General features: G+C 69.7%; 16 protein-coding genes. 4 read left to right on the top strand and 12 right to left on the bottom strand.

What is annotated here, in order from left to right; genetic code table 11:
• The first annotated feature begins 54 nt into the window (after positions 1-54).
• Positions 55-414, top strand: a complete 360-nt coding sequence (locus NO930_RS06680) for a PadR family transcriptional regulator (protein WP_137782895.1) — start codon at positions 55-57, stop codon at positions 412-414.
• 163 nt (positions 415-577) lie between these two features.
• Here NO930_RS06680 and NO930_RS06675 read toward each other — a convergent pair whose 3' ends face one another.
• From NO930_RS06675 to NO930_RS06640, 8 genes are all read right to left on the bottom strand, one after another.
• Complete coding sequence (locus NO930_RS06675) at positions 578-1264, bottom strand: DUF7108 domain-containing protein (RefSeq protein WP_137782896.1); 687 nt, start codon at positions 1262-1264, stop codon at positions 578-580.
• Complete coding sequence (gene rnhA, locus NO930_RS06670; protein WP_137782897.1) at positions 1251-1847, bottom strand: ribonuclease HI; 597 nt, start codon at positions 1845-1847, stop codon at positions 1251-1253. Before rnhA ends, NO930_RS06675 begins: the two co-directional genes overlap by 14 nt.
• A 61-nt stretch (positions 1848-1908) precedes the next feature.
• Entirely contained in the window at positions 1909-6006 is a 4098-nt protein-coding gene (locus NO930_RS06665) for a DNA-directed DNA polymerase II large subunit (protein WP_256402917.1), read from the bottom strand.
• 16 nt (positions 6007-6022) lie between these two features.
• Positions 6023-6442 (bottom strand): PPC domain-containing DNA-binding protein, encoded by a 420-nt coding sequence (locus tag NO930_RS06660; RefSeq protein ID WP_049984456.1) that lies wholly within the window; start codon positions 6440-6442, stop codon positions 6023-6025.
• A 166-nt stretch (positions 6443-6608) separates the two neighbouring features.
• Positions 6609-6983 (bottom strand): NifU family protein, encoded by a 375-nt coding sequence (locus NO930_RS06655; protein ID WP_137782900.1) that lies wholly within the window; start codon positions 6981-6983, stop codon positions 6609-6611.
• Positions 6984-7079: 96 nt separating this feature from the next.
• Positions 7080-7409, bottom strand: a complete 330-nt coding sequence (locus NO930_RS06650) for a DUF5783 family protein (protein WP_137782901.1) — start codon at positions 7407-7409, stop codon at positions 7080-7082.
• A 154-nt stretch (positions 7410-7563) separates the two neighbouring features.
• Positions 7564-10314, bottom strand: a complete 2751-nt coding sequence (locus NO930_RS06645; RefSeq protein WP_256402916.1) for a heavy metal translocating P-type ATPase — start codon at positions 10312-10314, stop codon at positions 7564-7566.
• A gap of 141 nt (positions 10315-10455) precedes the next feature.
• The gene (locus tag NO930_RS06640; RefSeq protein WP_256402915.1) at positions 10456-11784 is read right to left on the bottom strand and encodes an amidohydrolase; all 1329 of its coding nucleotides are present in this window, start codon (positions 11782-11784) and stop codon (positions 10456-10458) included.
• 137 nt (positions 11785-11921) lie between these two features.
• On the opposite strand from NO930_RS06640, the gene NO930_RS06635 reads away from it, so the two are divergent.
• A complete protein-coding gene (locus NO930_RS06635) occupies positions 11922-12269 on the top strand; it encodes a dihydroneopterin aldolase family protein (RefSeq protein WP_256402914.1) in 348 nt (115 codons plus the stop codon).
• A 10-nt stretch (positions 12270-12279) separates the two neighbouring features.
• Here NO930_RS06635 and NO930_RS06630 read toward each other — a convergent pair whose 3' ends face one another.
• Both NO930_RS06630 and NO930_RS06625 read right to left on the bottom strand, forming a co-directional pair.
• Positions 12280-13908: a GTPBP1 family GTP-binding protein gene (locus tag NO930_RS06630; RefSeq protein ID WP_256402913.1), complete on the bottom strand. Its 1629-nt coding sequence runs from the start codon at positions 13906-13908 to the stop codon at positions 12280-12282.
• Between the two features lie 96 nt (positions 13909-14004).
• Positions 14005-14937 carry a transcription initiation factor IIB gene (locus tag NO930_RS06625; protein ID WP_256402912.1) on the bottom strand — a complete coding sequence of 311 codons (933 nt, stop codon included), beginning with the start codon at positions 14935-14937 and terminating at the stop codon, positions 14005-14007.
• 162 nt (positions 14938-15099) lie between these two features.
• On the opposite strand from NO930_RS06625, the gene NO930_RS06620 reads away from it, so the two are divergent.
• Positions 15100-15591 (top strand): DUF7858 family protein, encoded by a 492-nt coding sequence (locus tag NO930_RS06620; RefSeq protein WP_256402911.1) that lies wholly within the window; start codon positions 15100-15102, stop codon positions 15589-15591.
• A 34-nt stretch (positions 15592-15625) separates the two neighbouring features.
• On the opposite strand, the gene NO930_RS06615 is transcribed toward NO930_RS06620, so the two are convergent.
• The gene (locus NO930_RS06615) at positions 15626-16426 is read right to left on the bottom strand and encodes a ParA family protein (protein WP_256402910.1); all 801 of its coding nucleotides are present in this window, start codon (positions 16424-16426) and stop codon (positions 15626-15628) included.
• A gap of 122 nt (positions 16427-16548) precedes the next feature.
• Here NO930_RS06615 and NO930_RS06610 point away from each other — a divergent pair, with 122 nt between their 5' ends.
• Entirely contained in the window at positions 16549-17766 is a 1218-nt protein-coding gene (locus tag NO930_RS06610; protein ID WP_256402909.1) for an MFS transporter, read from the top strand.
• Positions 17767-17853: 87 nt separating this feature from the next.
• On the opposite strand, the gene NO930_RS06605 is transcribed toward NO930_RS06610, so the two are convergent.
• A complete protein-coding gene (locus NO930_RS06605; protein WP_256402908.1) occupies positions 17854-18285 on the bottom strand; it encodes an HIT family protein in 432 nt (143 codons plus the stop codon).
• Positions 18286-18352 lie beyond the last annotated feature (67 nt).

Genomic DNA, 18352 nt, shown 5'->3' with positions numbered 1-18352 from the left:
ACAGACTCGCGAACCTTGAGAAAGATTATAAGTTCGGCTACCCTTCACATACCTATGTCAGAGGCACAATCAGTCACTGATGGAGATGTACCGCCCTCGGCGTCGGACCTCACCGCGTTCCAACAGAACATCCTCACGATTCTCGCGGAAGAACCCATGTACGGGCTCGCTATCAAGCGGGAGCTCGAATCGTACTACGGGTCTGAGGTCAACCACGGGCGGCTCTACCCGAACCTGGACGACCTCGTCGACGACGGGCTCGTAGAGAAGAGCGAACTCGACAAGCGGACGAACCAGTACGAGCTGACCGAGGCCGGACACGACGTCGTCCTCGGGCAGATCGAGTGGGTGCTCGACCGCTTCGTCACCGACGAGACGCGCGACGACGAGGTCCGCGCGCTCCTCGGAGAGTGACCGGCGGCGGGGGCGCGCGCTGACACGCGGCGTTTCCGAGTTCGGAACCGAGCGACGACCATGATACCTCGTTTTGGCACACGAGCGCGGTGAAAACCGCGTTTTTCACACGGAGAGCGACGGTGTCGTCGAACGCGCCGGCCGGATACGGCCCCGCGGGGTGTCAGGCGTCGGGACCGTCGACGTCGGCGGCAACCGTCTCGATCACCGACAGAGACTCGTCGACGATAGCGAGCTGTTCCTCGCTCGGCCAGCCGTTGCGGACGAGGTACTCCTCTCTGAACTCCGCGCGCATGTCCGGCGTGGCGTCGTCGACCGGGCGGACGTAGTGGTTGCTCATGAACGCCGCGAACGTGCGAGCGGTGTCGGCGTGCACGTCGGCCTCGCGCTCTGCGACCGCGGCCGCGACGTCGTCGTTGTACGCAGCGACCTCCTGAAAGCGGTCCGCGTCGCCCGGCCCCGACAGCGACACTTCGACCGCGCGCTCGGTGGTCTCGATCCGGTCGAGTTGGACGGTCCCGTCGGCCATCCACTCGTCGGGGTACAACACGAGGGTGTCATCGTCCGATCGGAGCCGCGGGACGTAGTCGTACCCCCTGACGAGTTCGTCGCGCCGCTCGCGGTAAAATCCGGCCGCCGCGTCGTCGTCCGTCCGCCGCGCGAGCCGAGTGAGCCGCTCCGCCTCGTCGACGATGTCGACCGGGATGTCGGGAGCGCGATCGCCGACAGCGCCGTCCGCGTCGTCGCTCTCGGGAGACTCCCCGCCGCTCTCGGCGTCGTCATCGGCCTCCATCAGTTCTCGCGCCCGTTCTCGCGCCCACTCCGGGGGCTCCTCGTCAGTTTCGGTCATCGAGTGCCTCGTTAGCCAGCTCGTCGGCGCGCGCGTTTATCTCCCGCGGAACGTGCCCGAGTGACCACCGGTCGAACCGGTCCAACAGCTCCCGGACCCGCACCCGCTTCTCGCGGAGTTCGGGATCGTTCGCGTTCCACTCCCCGCGAACCTGCTTGACGATTAGCTCCGAGTCCCCGCGAACGTCGATCTCGTCGAACCCGTACTCGTCCGCGGCTTCGAGCGCGCGGATCAGCGCGGCGTACTCCGCCTGATTGTTCGTGACGCGGCCGATCCGCTCGCCGCCCTCGGCGACGATGCCGTCCGACGTGACGAGACACCATCCGACCGCACCCGGTCCGGGGTTCCCGCGCGATGCGCCGTCGAAGTAGACGTGCGCGCGGCCGCCGCCGTCCGAAAGCAGGCCCGTGAGCCGCGTCGGGTCGCCTCCCTGGACCACGACCTTGTCGTCGTACGCGACGGCGACCGCCCCGTCGCGCTCGGCGCGCCACCGCTCGTGAGCGGTGTTCCCCTCCTCGATCCGGACGCCCGCGTCGGTCAGGCGGTCCCGGGCGACCGCCGGATCGCAGTCGAGTGTCGGCATACGCGGAGGTGCGTGTCTGTGAAACAAATGGCTGTCCGTCCGGATCGCGCGTCGATCCGCGCTACATGAAGTCCGCGATGCCCGACTGCTTGTTGGTGTCGTCCTCGAATATCGACTCCAGCGACTCGTCTAACACCTTCAGCCGCTGTTTCGTGTAGGGCCGACAGCCGAACCGGTCTGCGACCTCTATCGCCGTGTCCACGTACTTGCTCACGGAGCCCTCGTGGACGGTGAGGTTCACCCGGCCGCCGCACTCGCGGCACTCGCCCGAAAGCGGCATCCGGCGGTACTTCTCGCCGCAGTCGAGACACCGCGTCTCCTGTCGCGAGAACGCGCGCAGGTTCCCGATGATGTCCGGTAGGAAGTGATACTCGATGACGCGCTCCGCCACGTCCGTCTCGTCGACCGCGCGAAGCTTCCGAGCGAGTTCCAACTGCGCGTCCATCTTCTCCATCATGTCGCCGAGCGTCTTGTACGCCGAGAGATCCGGCCCCATCGCGATGTCCGTGGTGTCGTGGGTGTGGTCGAACCCGTGGTACTCGTCGTCTGTCCCGAGCGTGTCCTCGCCGATCTGGATCAGCTCCTCGACGTCTTCCGGATCAGCCATCTCCAGCGACGCCTCGTACAGCTCCAGCGGGTACTCGCGCACGATGTCGACGTTGTGCGCCTCGTCGTCGATCTCGGCGGGATCGATCCGCGAGGACATCACGAGCGGCGCGTCCATGCGACCGCCTCGCTGGTCCGGCAAGAACGTCTTCGAGAAGTTGAGGAGACCGTCCATGAGCAGCATCACGCAATCCTCGTCGCCGTCACACTGAGCGACCAGCAGATCGTTCGCCGCGAGCGTGTGCGTCTCGGCGACGGTGAGATTGTACGTGTACTCGACATCGCTTTCGAGGAACGAGACCGACGTTACCTCGTCGGCCTCGATTCCGCCGTCTGTCGCCGTGATAGTGACGGCACCCGCCGATGCGTTCTGCTGTGGCTGACTCGCGGGAACCGTATCTCCGGTCTCCAGTTCGTTCGCGTCGACCTTTTGAACACCCCCATCGGCGACTCGTAGCATCGTGTGGTCAGGCGTCACGCGGATCGAACGCCCGCGCCGAGTCTCGACCCGAATGAGATGGTCTTGGCTCGGGTGTTTCGAAACGGCAGTTACCGGCTGCATCGACCTGTTTCCGCGTTCGTCGATCGACGGAACCTCGATGTCGGCGTCGGTCTCATCGACGAGCGTTCCGAAGTCGTCGACCTCGGGACTATCCAGTCGTTCCTCGACGAACGTCTCGATCGTTTCGCGGTGCCATCCCGCGTCGTCTCGGTATTCAATCTCCGTCTCTGGATGGAAGCAGTTCCGCCGCTTGGCGGCGTGAAAGTACGGATGCGCGTATCCGACCGCGGCCGAGGTGAATCCCACCACTCTCCCGACGGTCGCGGCGCTCGTGTGGGGGGCCATCCCGAAGACGAGTTCGCCGACGAGGTCGTCGCGCTCGTTCACCTCGTAGAAGCGGTCGAGCCCGTAGAACTGTTCGAGGAGGTCGTCCACGAAGTCCGCGGTCTTCAGCATGTGCTCTGCCGCGCCGTCCGAGAGGACGATGTCCTGCACCCGCAGTTCGATCAGTTGGTCGTCGTGGCGCAGGGGCTCGCCGTCGATGTCCGTCTCGTAGCCCAACTCCCGGAAGTGGTCTGCGGTGACGTCGAGTTCCTCCGGGCGGACCGCCGTGACCGGGAGGTCGGTCATGTCGTACCTGACCGTCCCGTCCTTGAACGAGGTGACGCCGTTTTTCGCGCGTAAGATCCCCTTCTCTATCGGCTCCGGAGTCTTGTTCCGCGAGGTGAGCCCCTGGACGCCCTTCAGGATCTCGAAGGCCGACTCGCGTTCGCCGACCGTCTCCATCGCCGAGCGGTAGGCGTCGTTCACGTCTATCTCCCGGCGATCCGCTGCAGTCACCTCCCACTCGCAGCGCGGGCAGACGACGCGACCGGCCTCGTCGGGCTCGCACACCGTCCCGCACCCGCCGCACTCGTAGCGGAGATCGGTGTGCGTCTCGCAGTCGGGACACAGCGCGCGGTAGGTGTGATCGCCGCAGTCGGGACAGACGCGCTCCGCGATCTCCACCTCCAGCCGACCGCGACGGCCCTGGTCGTCCATCACGCTCGCGGCCTCCGCGACGTCCCGCTGAGGGCCGCCGGCCTCGGTGATCGGGAACAGGGTGTGGACCGCGGGCGAGAGGTCGCGGCTCTCGGACTTCTCCGGGCGGCCCATCCGGTTGCCGATCCGGGTCGGCGCGCGTTCGCGTATCTCGAACGGGGCCATCTCGTTGACCGCGCGAACCGCGTTGTCGCCGTCCGCCCACTCGCGGGCGTCCGCCGAGAGGTCCGCCGAGGACCACGTCTTTCGAAGCCCGTCGTCGACGCCGAGCGAGCGCGCCAGCGGCCGCCACGTGGGGATGCGGAGCGCGTCCGGCGTGGCGGCGTGTTCGACGAGAAGCGCTTCCAGCGTCTCCCGCGTCGTCTCCGTGCGCTCGATGGCGAGCACGCCCTCGACCACGTCGCCGGCGGCGACCGCGTCGGCGAGCGCCTCGAACGCCTCGACAGAGACGTCGTGCCAGAGGTAGGTGTACTCGGGGTGGAGCGGACAGTCGTACGCCGTGGCCCAGTCGAGCGCCGCCTCGACGCTCGGGTGTTCGAGGTCGACGTTCGGGTCGTCGGAGAACGCTTGCACGTCCGCGCCCGCGGCCTCGAACTCCTTCACCCACCACTCGTACACGTACGAGGCGGGCGCGAGCGCGTGGTTGTTCTCGATGAACTCCCCGTAGTTGACGAGGTACTCGCCCAGATCGAGCACCTTCTCGATGCCGTTTCGGACCGCCTTCGCCTCCTCGGGGTCGTTTATCTGACGGACCTCGCCGTTAGCGAGGCGGACGGTCGGGCCGTCGATGGAGTCGACGGGGACGACGCCGTGGGCCTTCCCCGGGCGCTCCGTCTTGATCTGCGTGCCGGCCGCGAGGAAGTCGTCGACGATGTGCATCGTCGCGGGGTGGACGCCGCCGGTCGCGAACCCGTGGTTTCGCGCGCGGCCGTATCGGAGCCGGAACCCGCCCGCTTCGCTCGGGTGGGTGAACACCGGCCGGCCGGCGATGAGGTCCCGCAGGAACTTCTGGGCGGGCTCCGCCCGCGGCGGGCCCGCCGGCTCGTCTCCGTCCGTCTCGTCGAGTTCACTCGCGTCGGAATCGGCGGACTCGTCGGCCGGTACGTCGCCATCATCACTGCCGGGATCTTCGTCTCCCTCGGCCGCGTCGCCGTCGCCGGACCCGTCTTTCCCGATCGTCCCGTCGATCAAGTCTTGGAGCCACGGCCAGTCGACCTCGTCGAGGTCGCGTGTGTATCGCTGGATCTTCGGGGCCTTGAGCGCGATCCCCTCGGCGGCGACGAGACACATCCCGCCGCGGGCGGAGTTGGTGTCGACGCGCTCTAAGTCGCGGAACCCAGAGACCTCCTCGTCGCTGGTCGCCTCCCCGTCCAGCATGATGGGGATGTGCTTGGCGATGAACTTCGACTCCTTGTCTTTCGGCGTGTACTGGAGGCCCGTCTCCGTGTCGTACAGCGCGATCTCCTCGGCGTACCGCTCCACCTCCTCGTCTCGCGGCTTGTACTCGTCGATGCCCAGGAGCGACCGGGCGTAGTCGGCCACGAGCACCGACAGCGCCTGCGCGGTGCCGCCCGCGGAGCGGATCGGTCCGGCGTAGTAGACGTTGACGAACTCCGTGCCGTCGTCGTTCTCCAGCAGTTCGACGCGGTCGATCCCCTCGATCGGCGCGGCGACGACCCCCTCGGTGAGCAGCGCGACCGCGGTCCGCACCGCCCCTTCGACTTTGCCCTCGCGGGAGTCGTAGTCGCCCACGTTGCCGTCGACGAAGTCCTTCACGAGCTCTAGGGCCGCCTCTTCGCGGGACATCTCGCCCTCTAGCTCGCGAACGCGCTCTGCGACGCCGTCGATACCCAGGATGTTCTCGACGCGGTCGGCCATGTCGCGCGCGACCGGGATCTCGATTTCGGGCTCCGGATCGTGTCCCTGCCGTTTCGCGGCCTCCGCGACGTCCCAGGCCTCGTCGAGCCGGTCTTCGATCCGGGCGAAGTAGCGCTCGTCGTCGGGCCTCATCGCCGCCGACGCGGGCTCAGAGCCATAAGTCGAGGTCGGTCGTCGGGTCGTGTTCGCGCTCCAGCGGCTCGTCGAACGCCCGCAGGTGACACTCGCCCGCCCAGACCGTCGCGGAGTCGAGGTGGCCGGCGAGCGCCTGTCCGCTCGGCCGCGAGAGCACGGCGTGCGTGTGCGCGAACACGTCGCCCTCCAAGAGCGAGACGTTGCCGACGCAGGCGGCGACCTCCAGCGGCTCGTCGAACGTCACCGACTGGTACTCGGTGTCCTCCTGGTCGTAGAACCACACGTCGGCGTCTTGGACCGCACCGAGCGCCGTGAACCAGCCCGCCTCGACGTCTTCCGCGCGGGCGAGGTCCTCTATCTCCTCGCGCCAATCGGCACCGGTCTCGAACCGCGCGACGTACTCCGCAGTCGTCTCCACTTCTCGGTGATGCATGGACGCGCCAACGACCGCCGGGGGCAAAAAGTCTTCAGTCGCGGCCGGGAACGGGACGCCGAATTGATATAGCACTCAATAGTTTACAGACGCGCAGCGTGGTACCGGCTGTCGCTATCGGCACTCGACTGCTGTGAGAAGCGAAGACGCTGCGGGCGTCAGCGATTCAGAACGGGGCCTGCGGTCCTTCGTCGTCGCCGCCGTCGTCCGTCGTCTCGCCGGGGAACGAGGGCGACATGCCCCCGCCGGTGCCGCCGAGGTCGCCGTCCGCGCCCGCGTCCATCCCGGTGTCGGCGTGGACCGTCTCGATCTCGGGAATCTCCTTGACCATTCGCGACTTGATCGCCTGGATCGTCATGGGCGAGATGCCGCAGCCGGAACACGCGCCGCCGAGTTGCACCGTCACCTCCCCGTTCTCGCGGTCGAGGTGGCTGATCGCGGCGCTCCCGCCGTGCATCTGAATCTGCGGGAAGTTGCGCCGCAGGAAGTTCGTGATCCGCTCGCGGAGGTCGTTGTCCGCGTCGCTCGTATCCGTGCTCATGCCCGAGAGTTGGCGGTCGGCGGGCTTATGCCTTTGGTTCGACCGAACGGGAACCGCGAAAATCGACGCTTCGGGCAGTGAACCGAGCGAACGCGTTCACTCCGGTCGGTCGACGCCGAGCGTCCGATACAGCTCCGTCTCGATACGGTCGACGTACTCGTCGAGCGTCTCCTCGAACGTCTCGTCGTCGACGGGGACGGCACCCTGAATGCGCTCGCGGGGATCCTCCGGGAGTTCGACGTAGAACTCGCCGTCCTCGTAGAACGGCTCGGACTCGTTGAGCACCGTCTGGTCGATCCCGTGGATCAGCTCCGAGTCGTACCGGTCGTTCATCTGGTTGAACGCGTTCTTGTACGCCCGCTGCAGCTCGTTGAAGTAGTGGGCGTACTTGTCCTCGAACTTCTCGGGGTCGAACTCGTCAGCCATAGCGGGGCCGACGGCGCGCCCGGAAAAAAGCCGGTCGATCCCGTCGAGCGGATACACGGACGACGCCCGTCGCATGAGCCGACAGAAGCGTTGGAGCCGAGTGGACCGCCGATATAAATTTAATACCGCTATACGAAATTTTGACGCGCCGAGTTCACCGCAGCCGACCGAGCAGCCGGTAGTCGCGGTCGGGCTCGTACCGGCGGAACAGCAGGCTGTTGGTGAGCACGCTCACGCTGGAGAAGGCCATCGCCGCGGCTGCGAGCGCGGGCTGGAGCAGCCCGAGCGACGCCAGCGGGATCATCGCCGTGTTGTAGCCGAGCGCCCACACGAGGTTCTGTTTGATCTTCTGAAGGGTGGCGTCGGAGACGCGGATCGCCCGAACCACGTCGAGCGGGTCGTCGCGCATCAGCGTCACGTCCGCGGCCTCGATCGCGACGTCGGTACCGCTCCCGATGGCGGTCCCGACGTGTGCGACCGCGAGCGCCGGCGCGTCGTTGACGCCGTCACCGACCATCATCGCCTTGCGGCCGTCCTCCTGAATCGCTTCCACCGCGTCAGATTTGTCCTCCGGGAGGACTTCGGCGCGGACGTTTCCGGGGTCGATCCCGACGCGCTCGGCGACCGCACGCGCGGTGCGCTCGTTGTCGCCCGTGATCAGCATCACGTCGAGGCCGCGATCGCGGAGGGCGGTGACGGCGTCAGCGGCGCTCGATTTCACCGAGTCGGCGTCGGCGACGACGCCGACGAGTCTTCCCCCCTCCGTGCCGGCGGGCACGCGGGCGACGAGCATCGCCGTCTTCCCCTCGCTTTCGAGCCGTTCCATCGTCTCCTCGGCGGGGTCGGGGTCGACGCCGTTGTCGCGGAGGAGCTTCCGGTTGCCGACGAGCACGTCCTCGCCCGCTATCTCGGCGCGGACGCCGTGACCGGGAACGTTCTCGAAGCCGTCGGGGTCTGCGAGGTCGAGTCCCCGCTCCTCGGCTCCCTCGACGATGGCGCGCGCGAGCGGGTGTTCGCTGCCGCGCTCGGCGCTCGCGGCGAGCCGGAGCACCTCGTCGTCGGTGAGGGCGGCGTCGTCCGGGCCGGATTCGGTCTCATCGCCGGGGTCGATCGTCTGGACGGTCCCGCCGTCGGCGTGGGGCTCGCCGTCGGGACCGAACGCGACCACGTCCGTGAGCTCCATCTCGCCTTCGGTGAGCGTCCCCGTCTTGTCGAACACGACCGTGTCGACGTCTCGCGCGCGTTCGAGGACGTCGCCGCCCTTGAACAGGACGCCGTTTCGCGCGCCGATGGACGTGCCGACCATCGTCGCCGCGGGCGTCGCCAGCCCGAGCGCGCAGGGACACGCGATGAGCACCGCGGAGGCGAACACGACGACCGCGAACTCGAAGACCGAGACGCCGCCGCCCGCGACCGCCGGGCCGCCGGCGACGAGCCCCCACAGCGGGAGGGCGTTCACGACCCCGGCGAGCGTCTCGGGGAACAGGAACCAGACGACCCCCCACAGCAGGGCGTTGGCGATGACCGCGGGGACGAAGTACGCCGAGATGCGGTCGGCGAGATTCTGGATGTCGGGCTGGCGCGACTGCGCCTGCTTCACCGTCTGGACGATCTGCTGGAGCGCGGTGTCCGCGCCCACCTTCGTCGCCTCGACCACGAGCACGCCGTTCTCGTTGATCGTGGATCCGACGACCTCGTCGCCCTCGCTCTTTTCGACCGGGACCGACTCGCCGGTCACCATCGACTCGTCGACCGCGCTCTGACCGTCGACGACGACGCCGTCGGTCGGGATCTTCTCGCCGGGGCGGACCTTCATGCGGTCGCCCGGTTCGACCTCGTCGAGCGGGACTTCCGTCTCGCTCCCCTCGTCGTCGACGGCTTCGCCGTCTGCATGCGGCGTATCCGACGCCGCCCTGTCGACGAGCGTCGCCGTCTCCGCTTCCATCTCAAGCAGCTTCCGGAGCGCCTCGCCGGCCTGCCCCTTCGAGCGCGCTTCGAGGTAGTTGCCGAGCGTGATGAACACGAGGATGAGCGCGGCCGTGTCGAAGTAGAGGCTCCCGGCGATCGCCCCGGAGAGGACCGCGACCGAGTAGACGTACGCGGTGCTGGAGCCGAGCGCGATCAGCACGTCCATGTTGGCGCGGCCGTTCCTGACGAGCGCTTTGTAGGAGTTCTCGTAGAACGGCCGGCCGAGCGCGACCTGCACGGGCGTCGCGAGCAGGAACTGCACCCAGCCGACGCCGACGCCGAACACCCGGTCGGGCAAGAGCGCGCCGCCGAAGAAGAGGTGGTCGGCCATGAACGCGAGCAGCGGGGCGGCGAGCGCCGCCCCGAACAGCGTCAGGCGGAGCTGCCTGCGGATCTCCTCTTCCCGCGCGGCGTCGCGGGCGCTCTGACCGCCGTCGCCGCCAGACCCGGCGTCCGCGTCGCCGGCCGCGTCGCTCGCGCCGGATGCACCCGATTCGCCGCCTTCCCCGCTGCCGTCCTCGCGGACCGGAGAGTAGCCGGCCGACTCGATGGCCGCGTACAGGTCGGAACGGGAGGCGCCCGCCGGGTTGTACGTCACCTGCGCCTCGTCGGTGGCGTAGTTCACGTCCGCGTCGATCACGCCCGGCGTGTCGTCGAGGGCGTCCGCGTTCGCCTCGGCGCAGTTCGCACACGACATGTCCGTGATCGCGACCGTGACCGTCTCCGAGATCGCACCGTAGCCGGCCGAGTCGATCGCGTCGTAGATCTCGCGCAGCGTTACGACCTCGGGATCGTACTCGACCGTCGCCTCATCGGTGGCGTAGTTCGCCGTCGCAGACGCTACGCCGTCGAGGGCCTCCAAAGCGTCCTGTATCGCCGCCGAGCAGTTGGCACAGGACATCCCCGTGATGTCGAGGTGGGCTGTTCTGTCTGGCATACCCGTTACTAGGGGGGCCACTCTTAGCTGGTTTACTGCTTCGAGAGTCGGGTTGATCGAGAGGTGGAACTTTCGATTCGAAAGCCGATCGGCCAGACCGCTGTCTTCTCGCTGAGAGCAGGTAGCCGGTACCCCCCGCCGTCAGTCCCGTTCGACGCGGTCGATCAGGTCGCGTGCGGCGTCGGCCGCGCGCGCTCGCACCGCGTCGGCGTCGAGCGTCAACACGTCGCGGTCGCGCATGAGGACGCGCCCGTCACAGACGGTGTGGCGCACGTCGCTCCCGCGCGCCGCGTACGCGAGGTGTGAGACGGGGTCGTGAACGGGAGTCAGGTGCGGCGCGTCGAGGTCGACGACGGCGAGGTCGGCGGCCGCGCCGGGTTCGATCCGTCCGCCGGGGAGCCCGATTGCGTCCGCGCCGGCCGCGGTCGCCATCTCCACCGCGGCCTCCGCGGGGACCGCGCTCGCGTCGTCCGCGGCGAGTTTCCCGAGCATCGCGGCGTCGCGCATCTCGTCGAAGACGTCGAGGTCGTTGTTCGAGGCCGCGCCGTCGGTGCCGAGCGCGACCGTCACGCCCGCGTCGCGGAGCCGCTGGACGGGAGCCATCCCGCTCGCGAGCTTCATGTTCGAGGCCGGACAGTGGACGATCGCCGTCCCCGACTCGGCGAGCCGATCGATCTCTCCCTCGTCGAGGTGAACGCCGTGCGCGAAGAAGTCGTCTTCGCCGAGCGCGTCGATATCGTCGGCGTACGCGATCGGTCGCTCGCCGCGTTCCTCGACGATCGGGTCGACCTCGTCGCTCGTCTCGTTCGCGTGGAGGTGGATCGGAACGCCGGCGTCGCGGGCCGCGGCCACGCCCTCGCGGAGGTACTCCTCACCGACCGTCGTCAGCGAGTGCGGCATGAAGGCGGTCCGGATCCGCCCGTCCGCGGCCCCGTCGAGGTCGCGGGCGACGGCGACGCTCTCCTCGACGTCCGCCCGCGCGTCCGCGTCGTCTTTGCCGACCGTGACCGCGCCGTGGCCGAGCCGCGCGCGCAGTCCCGCGCGGTCGACCACGTCCGCGACCCGGTCCATCGAGAAGTACATGTCGGCGAACGCGGTCGTCCCCGACCGGATCATTTCGAGGACGCCGAGTTCGGCGCCGGCCTCGATGTCGTCGGGCGTGAGCGCCGCCTCGGCCGGCCAGATGTCCTCCCGTAGCCACGGGTCGAGCGGCTTGTCGTCGGCGTACCCGCGGAGCAGCGTCATCGCGACGTGGGTGTGCGCGTTGACGAGCCCGGGGATCACGAGCGATCCGGACGCGTCGAGGGTCTCGGCGTCGGCGAGGTCGGAGCCCTCGCCGCCCGCCCCGTCGACCGCCTCTTCGCCCACGGCGACGATCGTCCCGGCGTCGCGGTCGATCGTCACGTCCGACTCGGTCACGCGGCCGTCCGGGCGGAGCACTCGGCCGCCGGTCACGCGAAGCGCGTTCATGCCCACGGGTTCCGGCCGCCGGACCTAACGCCTTCCGTTCGTCGGCGACGCGGTGCGGCGGGCGACTCGACTACCCCGCCGAACGACGCCGGCCGCTGGCTCCGAACTTCTTTCCCCGCCGCCGCCGGAGGGCCGGTATGGCAACCGACGCGGAGCAGGCGTGTTTCGAGGCGGGGATCAAGTTCGGCTCGCTGTACCACCAGTTCGCGGGGACGCCAGTCAGCCCGTCGAGCGCCCGGAGCCTGGAGGCCGCGATGGCGGAGTCGATAGAGAACCAGCCGTTCTGTGAGTCCGTGACCGTCGAGATCCATGACGACCGCGTCGCAGACGCGATCGACCACGAGAACGGGTACACGGAGCTCACGGGCTCGCTGATGGACGTCGAGATGCGGATCGACTACGAGGGCGTCCGCGTTCGCACCCGCATGTCGATGGTCGACGGCTACCCGCTGATGGAACTCGTCGACGTGGTCGAGGAGGCCTGACGGTCCCGGATCAGTCCGGGTTCACCGCCCGGATCGTCCCGACGCCCTTGCTCGACCCCTCGCGGAAGACGAACCGCTGCCCCTCTTCGACGAGGTACGGACGGAACTTGAACCGGACGCGCGTCCGCCCGGTGTCGCCGGGGAGGAGCTGGCCGCCCTCGGGCGAGAAGACCGCGGCCTCCGAGACGGTCTCGACGTGGACCACGGGCTCGTAGCCCGCCTGAATCCGCGTCGGGTGGTTGAGCACCATCGCCTCGGCCTCGAACTCGCGGACCGGTTCCGGGTCGCTGTCGCGGGGGACCAGGGCCATCCCTCGCTCTATCTCCGCCTCGTCGACGCCCTTGAGCGCGATCCCGACGATCCGGCCGGCGGTCGCCTTGTCGACGCGGTGGTAGTGCATCTCGATGGAGCGCACCTCCACCTCGCGGAAGGATCCGTCGGTCATCGGTCCCAAGAGGAGTTCGTCGCCCGCCTCGACGGTGCCGGAGTTGACGGTGCCGGACGCGACCGCGCCGACGCCGGTCACCTTGTAGCTGCGGTCGACGTACAGCCGGAACTCCGCGCGCTCTGGAGTCGCGCGCTTCGGAAGCGTCTCGAAGAGCCGGTCGAGCGTCCCGATCCCCGCCTTCGTCACGGCGCTCGTCGACAGCAGGGGGACGACGCCGTCGCCGACCTCCGCGACCGCCGCGTCGATACCGTGTCGATCGACGAGAAGCGGCGTCTGTCCGGCGTCCCGGAGCGTCGATTCGACCTCGCGCTCGACCGCGGCGAGCCGCTCGTCGCTCACGGCGTCCGCCTTCGTGATCGCGACGATCGTCGGGAGTTCGGTCGCGAGCAGGATGCCGAGGTGCTCGCGGGTCGTCTTCGTCGGGCCGTCGTCGGCGGCGACGACCAAGAGTCCGTAGTCGAGCTTCTGTCCGACGAGCCCGCGGATCGTGGTCCGGAGCCACGGCTCGTGGCCCACGGTGTCGACGAACGAGACCAGTCGGTCGGCCTCCTCGACGATCCGGGCGCGGTCCGACTTCCGGTGGGGGTTGTCCATCCGCACCGGGTCGCCGTCGCCGTCGGCGAAGCCGTAGACGGCGTACGACAGGTCCGCCGACAGCCCGCGTTCGACCTCGTGCGGCTGGACGTCGAGGAACCCGCGCGTGCCGCCCTGCCCGTCGTCCGCCCGGCCCGTGACGAGAGTGCCGACGAGCGTCGATTTCCCGTGGTCGACGTGGCCCGCGGTCCCGACTACGAGGTGGTCGTCATCGGTCTCGAACATCGCACCGTCGCGGAGCGTCGCGAGCCCGACGAGCCCGTCTGCGCTCCCGTTTCCGGACGAGCCGGCGCTCCACGTCTCGACGTCGGCGATGTGCGCGTCGGCCTCGCCGGCGAGAAGCGAGAGCACGTCCATCGTCTCGGAGAAGGTCCCGGGGTCGACGCCCGCGAGGCCGCCGTCGTCGGTGACGCCGAGGACGTAGGTAGCCTCGCCGTCACCGGAGAGCACGCGGTGACGGAGCTGGGCCACGAGCGACTCCATCCGGCCGTCGGCCAGGTGGACCTCGCGGGTGAGCCGCTCTTTGAACTCGATCGCGCCGCCGTCCCGTTCGCCGCGCTCGATGGCCCGCAACAGGGCGGACCGGTCAGCGCTCATGGTCGCTCGTACGCGACAGCCGGGCTTAACCGTTTTCGTGCTATCCGTCCCCACGTGTCGTGATCGGTTCCGAGGACTCGGGAGCCCTCCGGAGTGTCACTTCGCGGTCAGTTCGACGTACGTCCGCCGGACGGTCACGGGCGTGACGCCCGCGACGTCGGCGGCGTCCTGCTGCGTGCAGTCGGCGTCGCGCTCGCGGGCCGCGGTGTAGAGGCAGGCGGCGGCGACGCCGACCGGGTTTCGGCCGTTCGCGATCCCCTCTTCGACGGCGCAGTCGACGAGTTCGCCGGCCCGACGCTCGGTCGCGGCGTCGACGTCGAGGTCGCTCGCGAACCGCGGCAGGTACTCCGCGGGTCCGGTCGGCCCGATCGGGAGACCGAGCTCGCGGTTCATCGCGTCGAAGGCGGCGCGGTGTTCGGCCTCGGTCGCCTTCGCGGCCTCGCACACCTCGCCGACGGTGCGGGCGACGTTCGCGGTGCGACAGGCGACGTAGACGCACGCGGCCGAGAAGCCCTCCAGCGAGCGCCCGCGCAGCAGGCTCTCGGCCTGCGCGGAGTCGAACAGGGTGCAGGCGGTGTCGCGGAGGCTGGTCGGCAGCTCCAGCGCGCCCGTCAGTCGCCGGATCTCGGTGTAGGCGTACACCTTGTTGCGGTCGCGTTTCGTCGAGATCCGCGCGCGGTTGTGCTGGGTCCGCATGCGGGCGAGCCGCCGACGCTTACGGCCCTTCACCCGGGTCGACCGCCCGATCTCCGTCGAGAGCCCGCGGTCGTGCCGCGAGCGCGTCAGCGGCGCGCCCGTGCGCTTCGGGTTCGTCTGGTCGTCGGCGAAGGATCGCCACTCGGGGCCGTGGTCGATCCGGTCGGTCTCGACCACGAGCCCGCAGTCGCTACAGACGCGCTCGGCGGCGTCGACCTGCGTCCGACCGCCGCACTCGGGACACTCGTCGACGGAGGCCCGTTCCGTCTCGTCGACGCCGGCGGTGGTTGCGGTGCGGTGCGATCGGACGCGGGTCGAACGTGCGTGGCTCATCGTACTTCCAACTCCGTCCCGATCCCATACTTAAACCCGGGTGGATCGGGGGGAGAACGGCGCGATCTGCGCGTTCGAACCGACCGGTAACCGGTCGGTGGTGGGTCGTCGATCTCGCCGCAGTACGAGGGTTTTAACACCGCGAGCGGCGCACGGAGTTTCATGACGCTCTCGGAGATCGCGGCGGGTCTCGAAGTGACTGCGCGCCAGCGCGACCGCGGGGTCGCCGTCGCGGACGACACCGAGACGCCGCTCGTCGATCGGCTCTCGGGTCACGCCGCCGATCTCCCGTGTACCCCGGCCGCGACCGCGACGCTCGTCGACGCCTACTCGGCCGGACGGAGCGTGGGTGACGCCGCGAGCGAGGCCGGCGTCACGCCGATGACCGCCGCGAAGACGCTGCATCGCTGCGGCGTCGCGGGGATCTGTCCGCTCGCGCCGACCCGGCGCGGCGTCGTCCGCGACTGGCTCGACGGCCGGATCGGCCGCAGCGACGCAGTCGCGCTCACCGGCGGCGACGAGGCGGACTTCGCGCTGGCGACCTACGTCGAGACTCACGACGCGGTGTCCGCCGTCGCCGACGCCGTCGACGCCCACCTCGCCGGCTCCGCCCCGCTCGGCGGGGCGCTCGGCGACCCCGACGGAATCCGCTGAGCCGACCGCCGCGGCCGCGGGTCGAGCGCGCCGGTCAGTCCGACGGCCGCAGCCGGTCGATCAGTCCGGGGTCGTCGGCGGCGATCTCGAGTGACACGCCGAACGCCCGCTCGTAGGTGTCGCGGAGGGCACGCGTGTACGCGCCGTCGCCGCGCGGCGCGGTCGGCACTGGCGCGACGGCGGGGTCGACGGCCGGGAGGAGGGTGTCGGCCGACGGCTCGACAGACTCGCCGTGGCCGTCTCGCGCCGCCACCGCGATCGATCCGTCGACGGTCGCCCCGACGTCCGCCATCCGCCCGCGGAGGCGCTGGAGCGCGTCGCGCCCGTGAGCCGACGCCGGGCTGACGGTCTCGACTCGGTCGGCGGCGGTGGCCGCGGCGACCGCCTCGTTCGATCCGACGGGCGCGACGTCGAGGACGACCGCGTCGTGCGTCGAGGTCGCCTCCTCGATGCGGCGCTCTAGCTTCCGTGCGGCCGCCGCCGTCTTCGCCCGCGCGAGGCGCTCGAAGGGCGCTCGCGCGGGGACGATATCGACGCGACCGTCGGAGGCCGCGCCTCTCGCGTTCGGTTCGGACGCGACACCGGACGCACCGGCGGCCCCGAGCGGGTACGCGGCCGCCGACAGCGGCGACTCGGTCTCGTCCGTGAGAAGCGCGGTGAGGTCGGTGTCGATCCGGCCCGCGACGTACTCCGAGAGGCCCTGGGTCGTGAACGCGGCGTCGACGACCGCGACGTCGTGACCGCCTCGCGCGCCGACGGCCGCCAGTTCGACGGCGGTCCGCGTCGTTCCCGCGCCGCCGGTCGCTCCGACCAGCGCGAGCGTCGTGGTATGCATGAGACCGGTCTCTGTAGTCGGGTGTTAAGCGTCGCGGATCGGCCCCGCGACCGCGTCCGAACGTCGGTCGCGTCCGCCCCGTCCCAACACTTATGTCATAAATAATCCATCGGTATGGGCACATGGCTGCCATCGCAGACGGGAAGTGGCGCGCGCTCGTGCTGGTCGGCGTCGCGGAGCTTTTCGCGATGACGCTCTGGTTCAGCGGGACCGCCGTCGGGCCGGAGCTGGCCGCGGCGTGGGGGCTTTCCCCTGCCGAGACGGCGTGGCTGACGAACGCGGTCCAGCTAGGGTTCGTCGTCGGGGCCCTCCTGTCGGCGTCGCTGACGATCGCCGACGTCGTTCCCCCGCGCTATCTGTTCGCCGGGTCCGCGCTCGCCGGGGGCGCGGGAACGGCGGTCATCGCGGCGGTCGTCGAGAGCGGCCCGCCCGCGATCCTCTTGCGGTTCCTGACCGGCGTCGCGCTCGCGGGCGTGTACCCGACCGGCATGAAGATGATGGCGTCGTGGTTCGACGAGGGGCGCGGGCTGGCGATCGGCGTGTTGGTCGGCGCGCTCACGGTCGGGTCGGCCTCGCCGCACCTCCTCCGAGCCGTCAGCGGGATCGGCCGTCCCGACGCGGTGTTGTACGGCACCGCCGCGCTCGCGGCGCTCGGTGGGGTGCTCGTGCTCGCGTACGAGGACGGACCACACCAGCCGGAGACGGCTCCGTTCGACCCTGGCGCGATCCGTCGGATCGTCACCGATCGCGGCGTCGTCCTCGCGAACACCGGCTACTTCGGCCACATGTGGGAGCTGTACGCGGTCTGGACGTGGATCCCCGTCTACCTCGCCGCGAGCTTCGAGGCCGGCGGCGTCGCCGACGCCGACCGCAGCGCCGCGCTGTTAGCGTTCGCGACGATCGCCGTCGGCGGGGTCGGCGCGTGGCTCGCCGGCTCCGCGGCCGACCGGTGGGGCCGGTCCGTCGTCACCAGCGCGTCGATGATCGTCTCGGGAGCGGCCTGCCTGCTCGCGGGCGTCGTGTTCGGCGCGTCGCCGCTCGTGGTCGCCCCGTTCGTCCTCGTCTGGGGCTTTTTCATCGTGGCCGACTCCGCGCAGTTCTCGGCGGCGGTCTCCGAGCTCGCCGACGAGAGCTACGTCGGCTCCGCGCTGACGCTCCAGACCGCGGTCGGCTTTCTCATCACCATCGCGTCGATCCAGCTCGTCCCCGTCGTGCAGGACGCCGTCGGCTGGCGGTGGGCGTTCGCCCCGCTCGTCGTCGGGCCGCTGGTGGGGACCGCGGCAATGCTGTGGCTCCGCACGCTACCGGCCGCAGACCGGCTGGCTGGCGGACGGGGATGAGCGGCTGACGGTAGTGATCGCTCGGCGAGGATGAGCGGCTGGCCAGGACTGATCGCCCGCGCGATCGGCGGTCGAACCGGAGGGGCGTTACCCGTCGATCGCGGCCGACACGTCCGCCGCGATCGCGTCCAGTTCCTCGTCTTCGAAGTCGGGACGCTCACCGGCGACCGCGTGGATGGGCGCGCCGCCGTCGCCGTCGAACCGCGGGACGACGTGGACGTGGACGTGCGGGACCTCCTGACCGGCCGCCTCGCCGTCGTTGATCCCGACGTTCGCGCCGTCTGCGTCCACGGCGGCTTCGACCTCCGGCGTGATCTCGCTCACGACGTCGAAGACGGCGCTCGCGAGGTCGGCGTCGAGGTCACCGACGCGTTCGGCGTGCGTTTTGGGGATCACGAGCGTGTGTCCCGGTGCGAGCGGGTTGGCGTCGAGGAAGGCCAGGGCGTCGTCGGTCTCGTGGACGGTCCGCGCCGGGATCTCGCCGTCGGCGATCGCACAGAAGATGCAGTTGTCGGACATACGCGAGGGGTCGGCGGCGCGGCCCATCAAGCTTTCCCGGGCCGTCGTGCGGTCGTCGGATAGTCGG

Origin of the sequence: Halorubrum salinum, from assembly GCF_024494575.1 — an archaeon.
GTDB classification, from domain to species: Archaea; Halobacteriota; Halobacteria; order Halobacteriales; family Haloferacaceae; genus Halorubrum; species Halorubrum salinum.
Note: the sequence above shows the minus strand (reverse complement) of the source record. Positions and strands in the feature narration are given on the sequence as shown.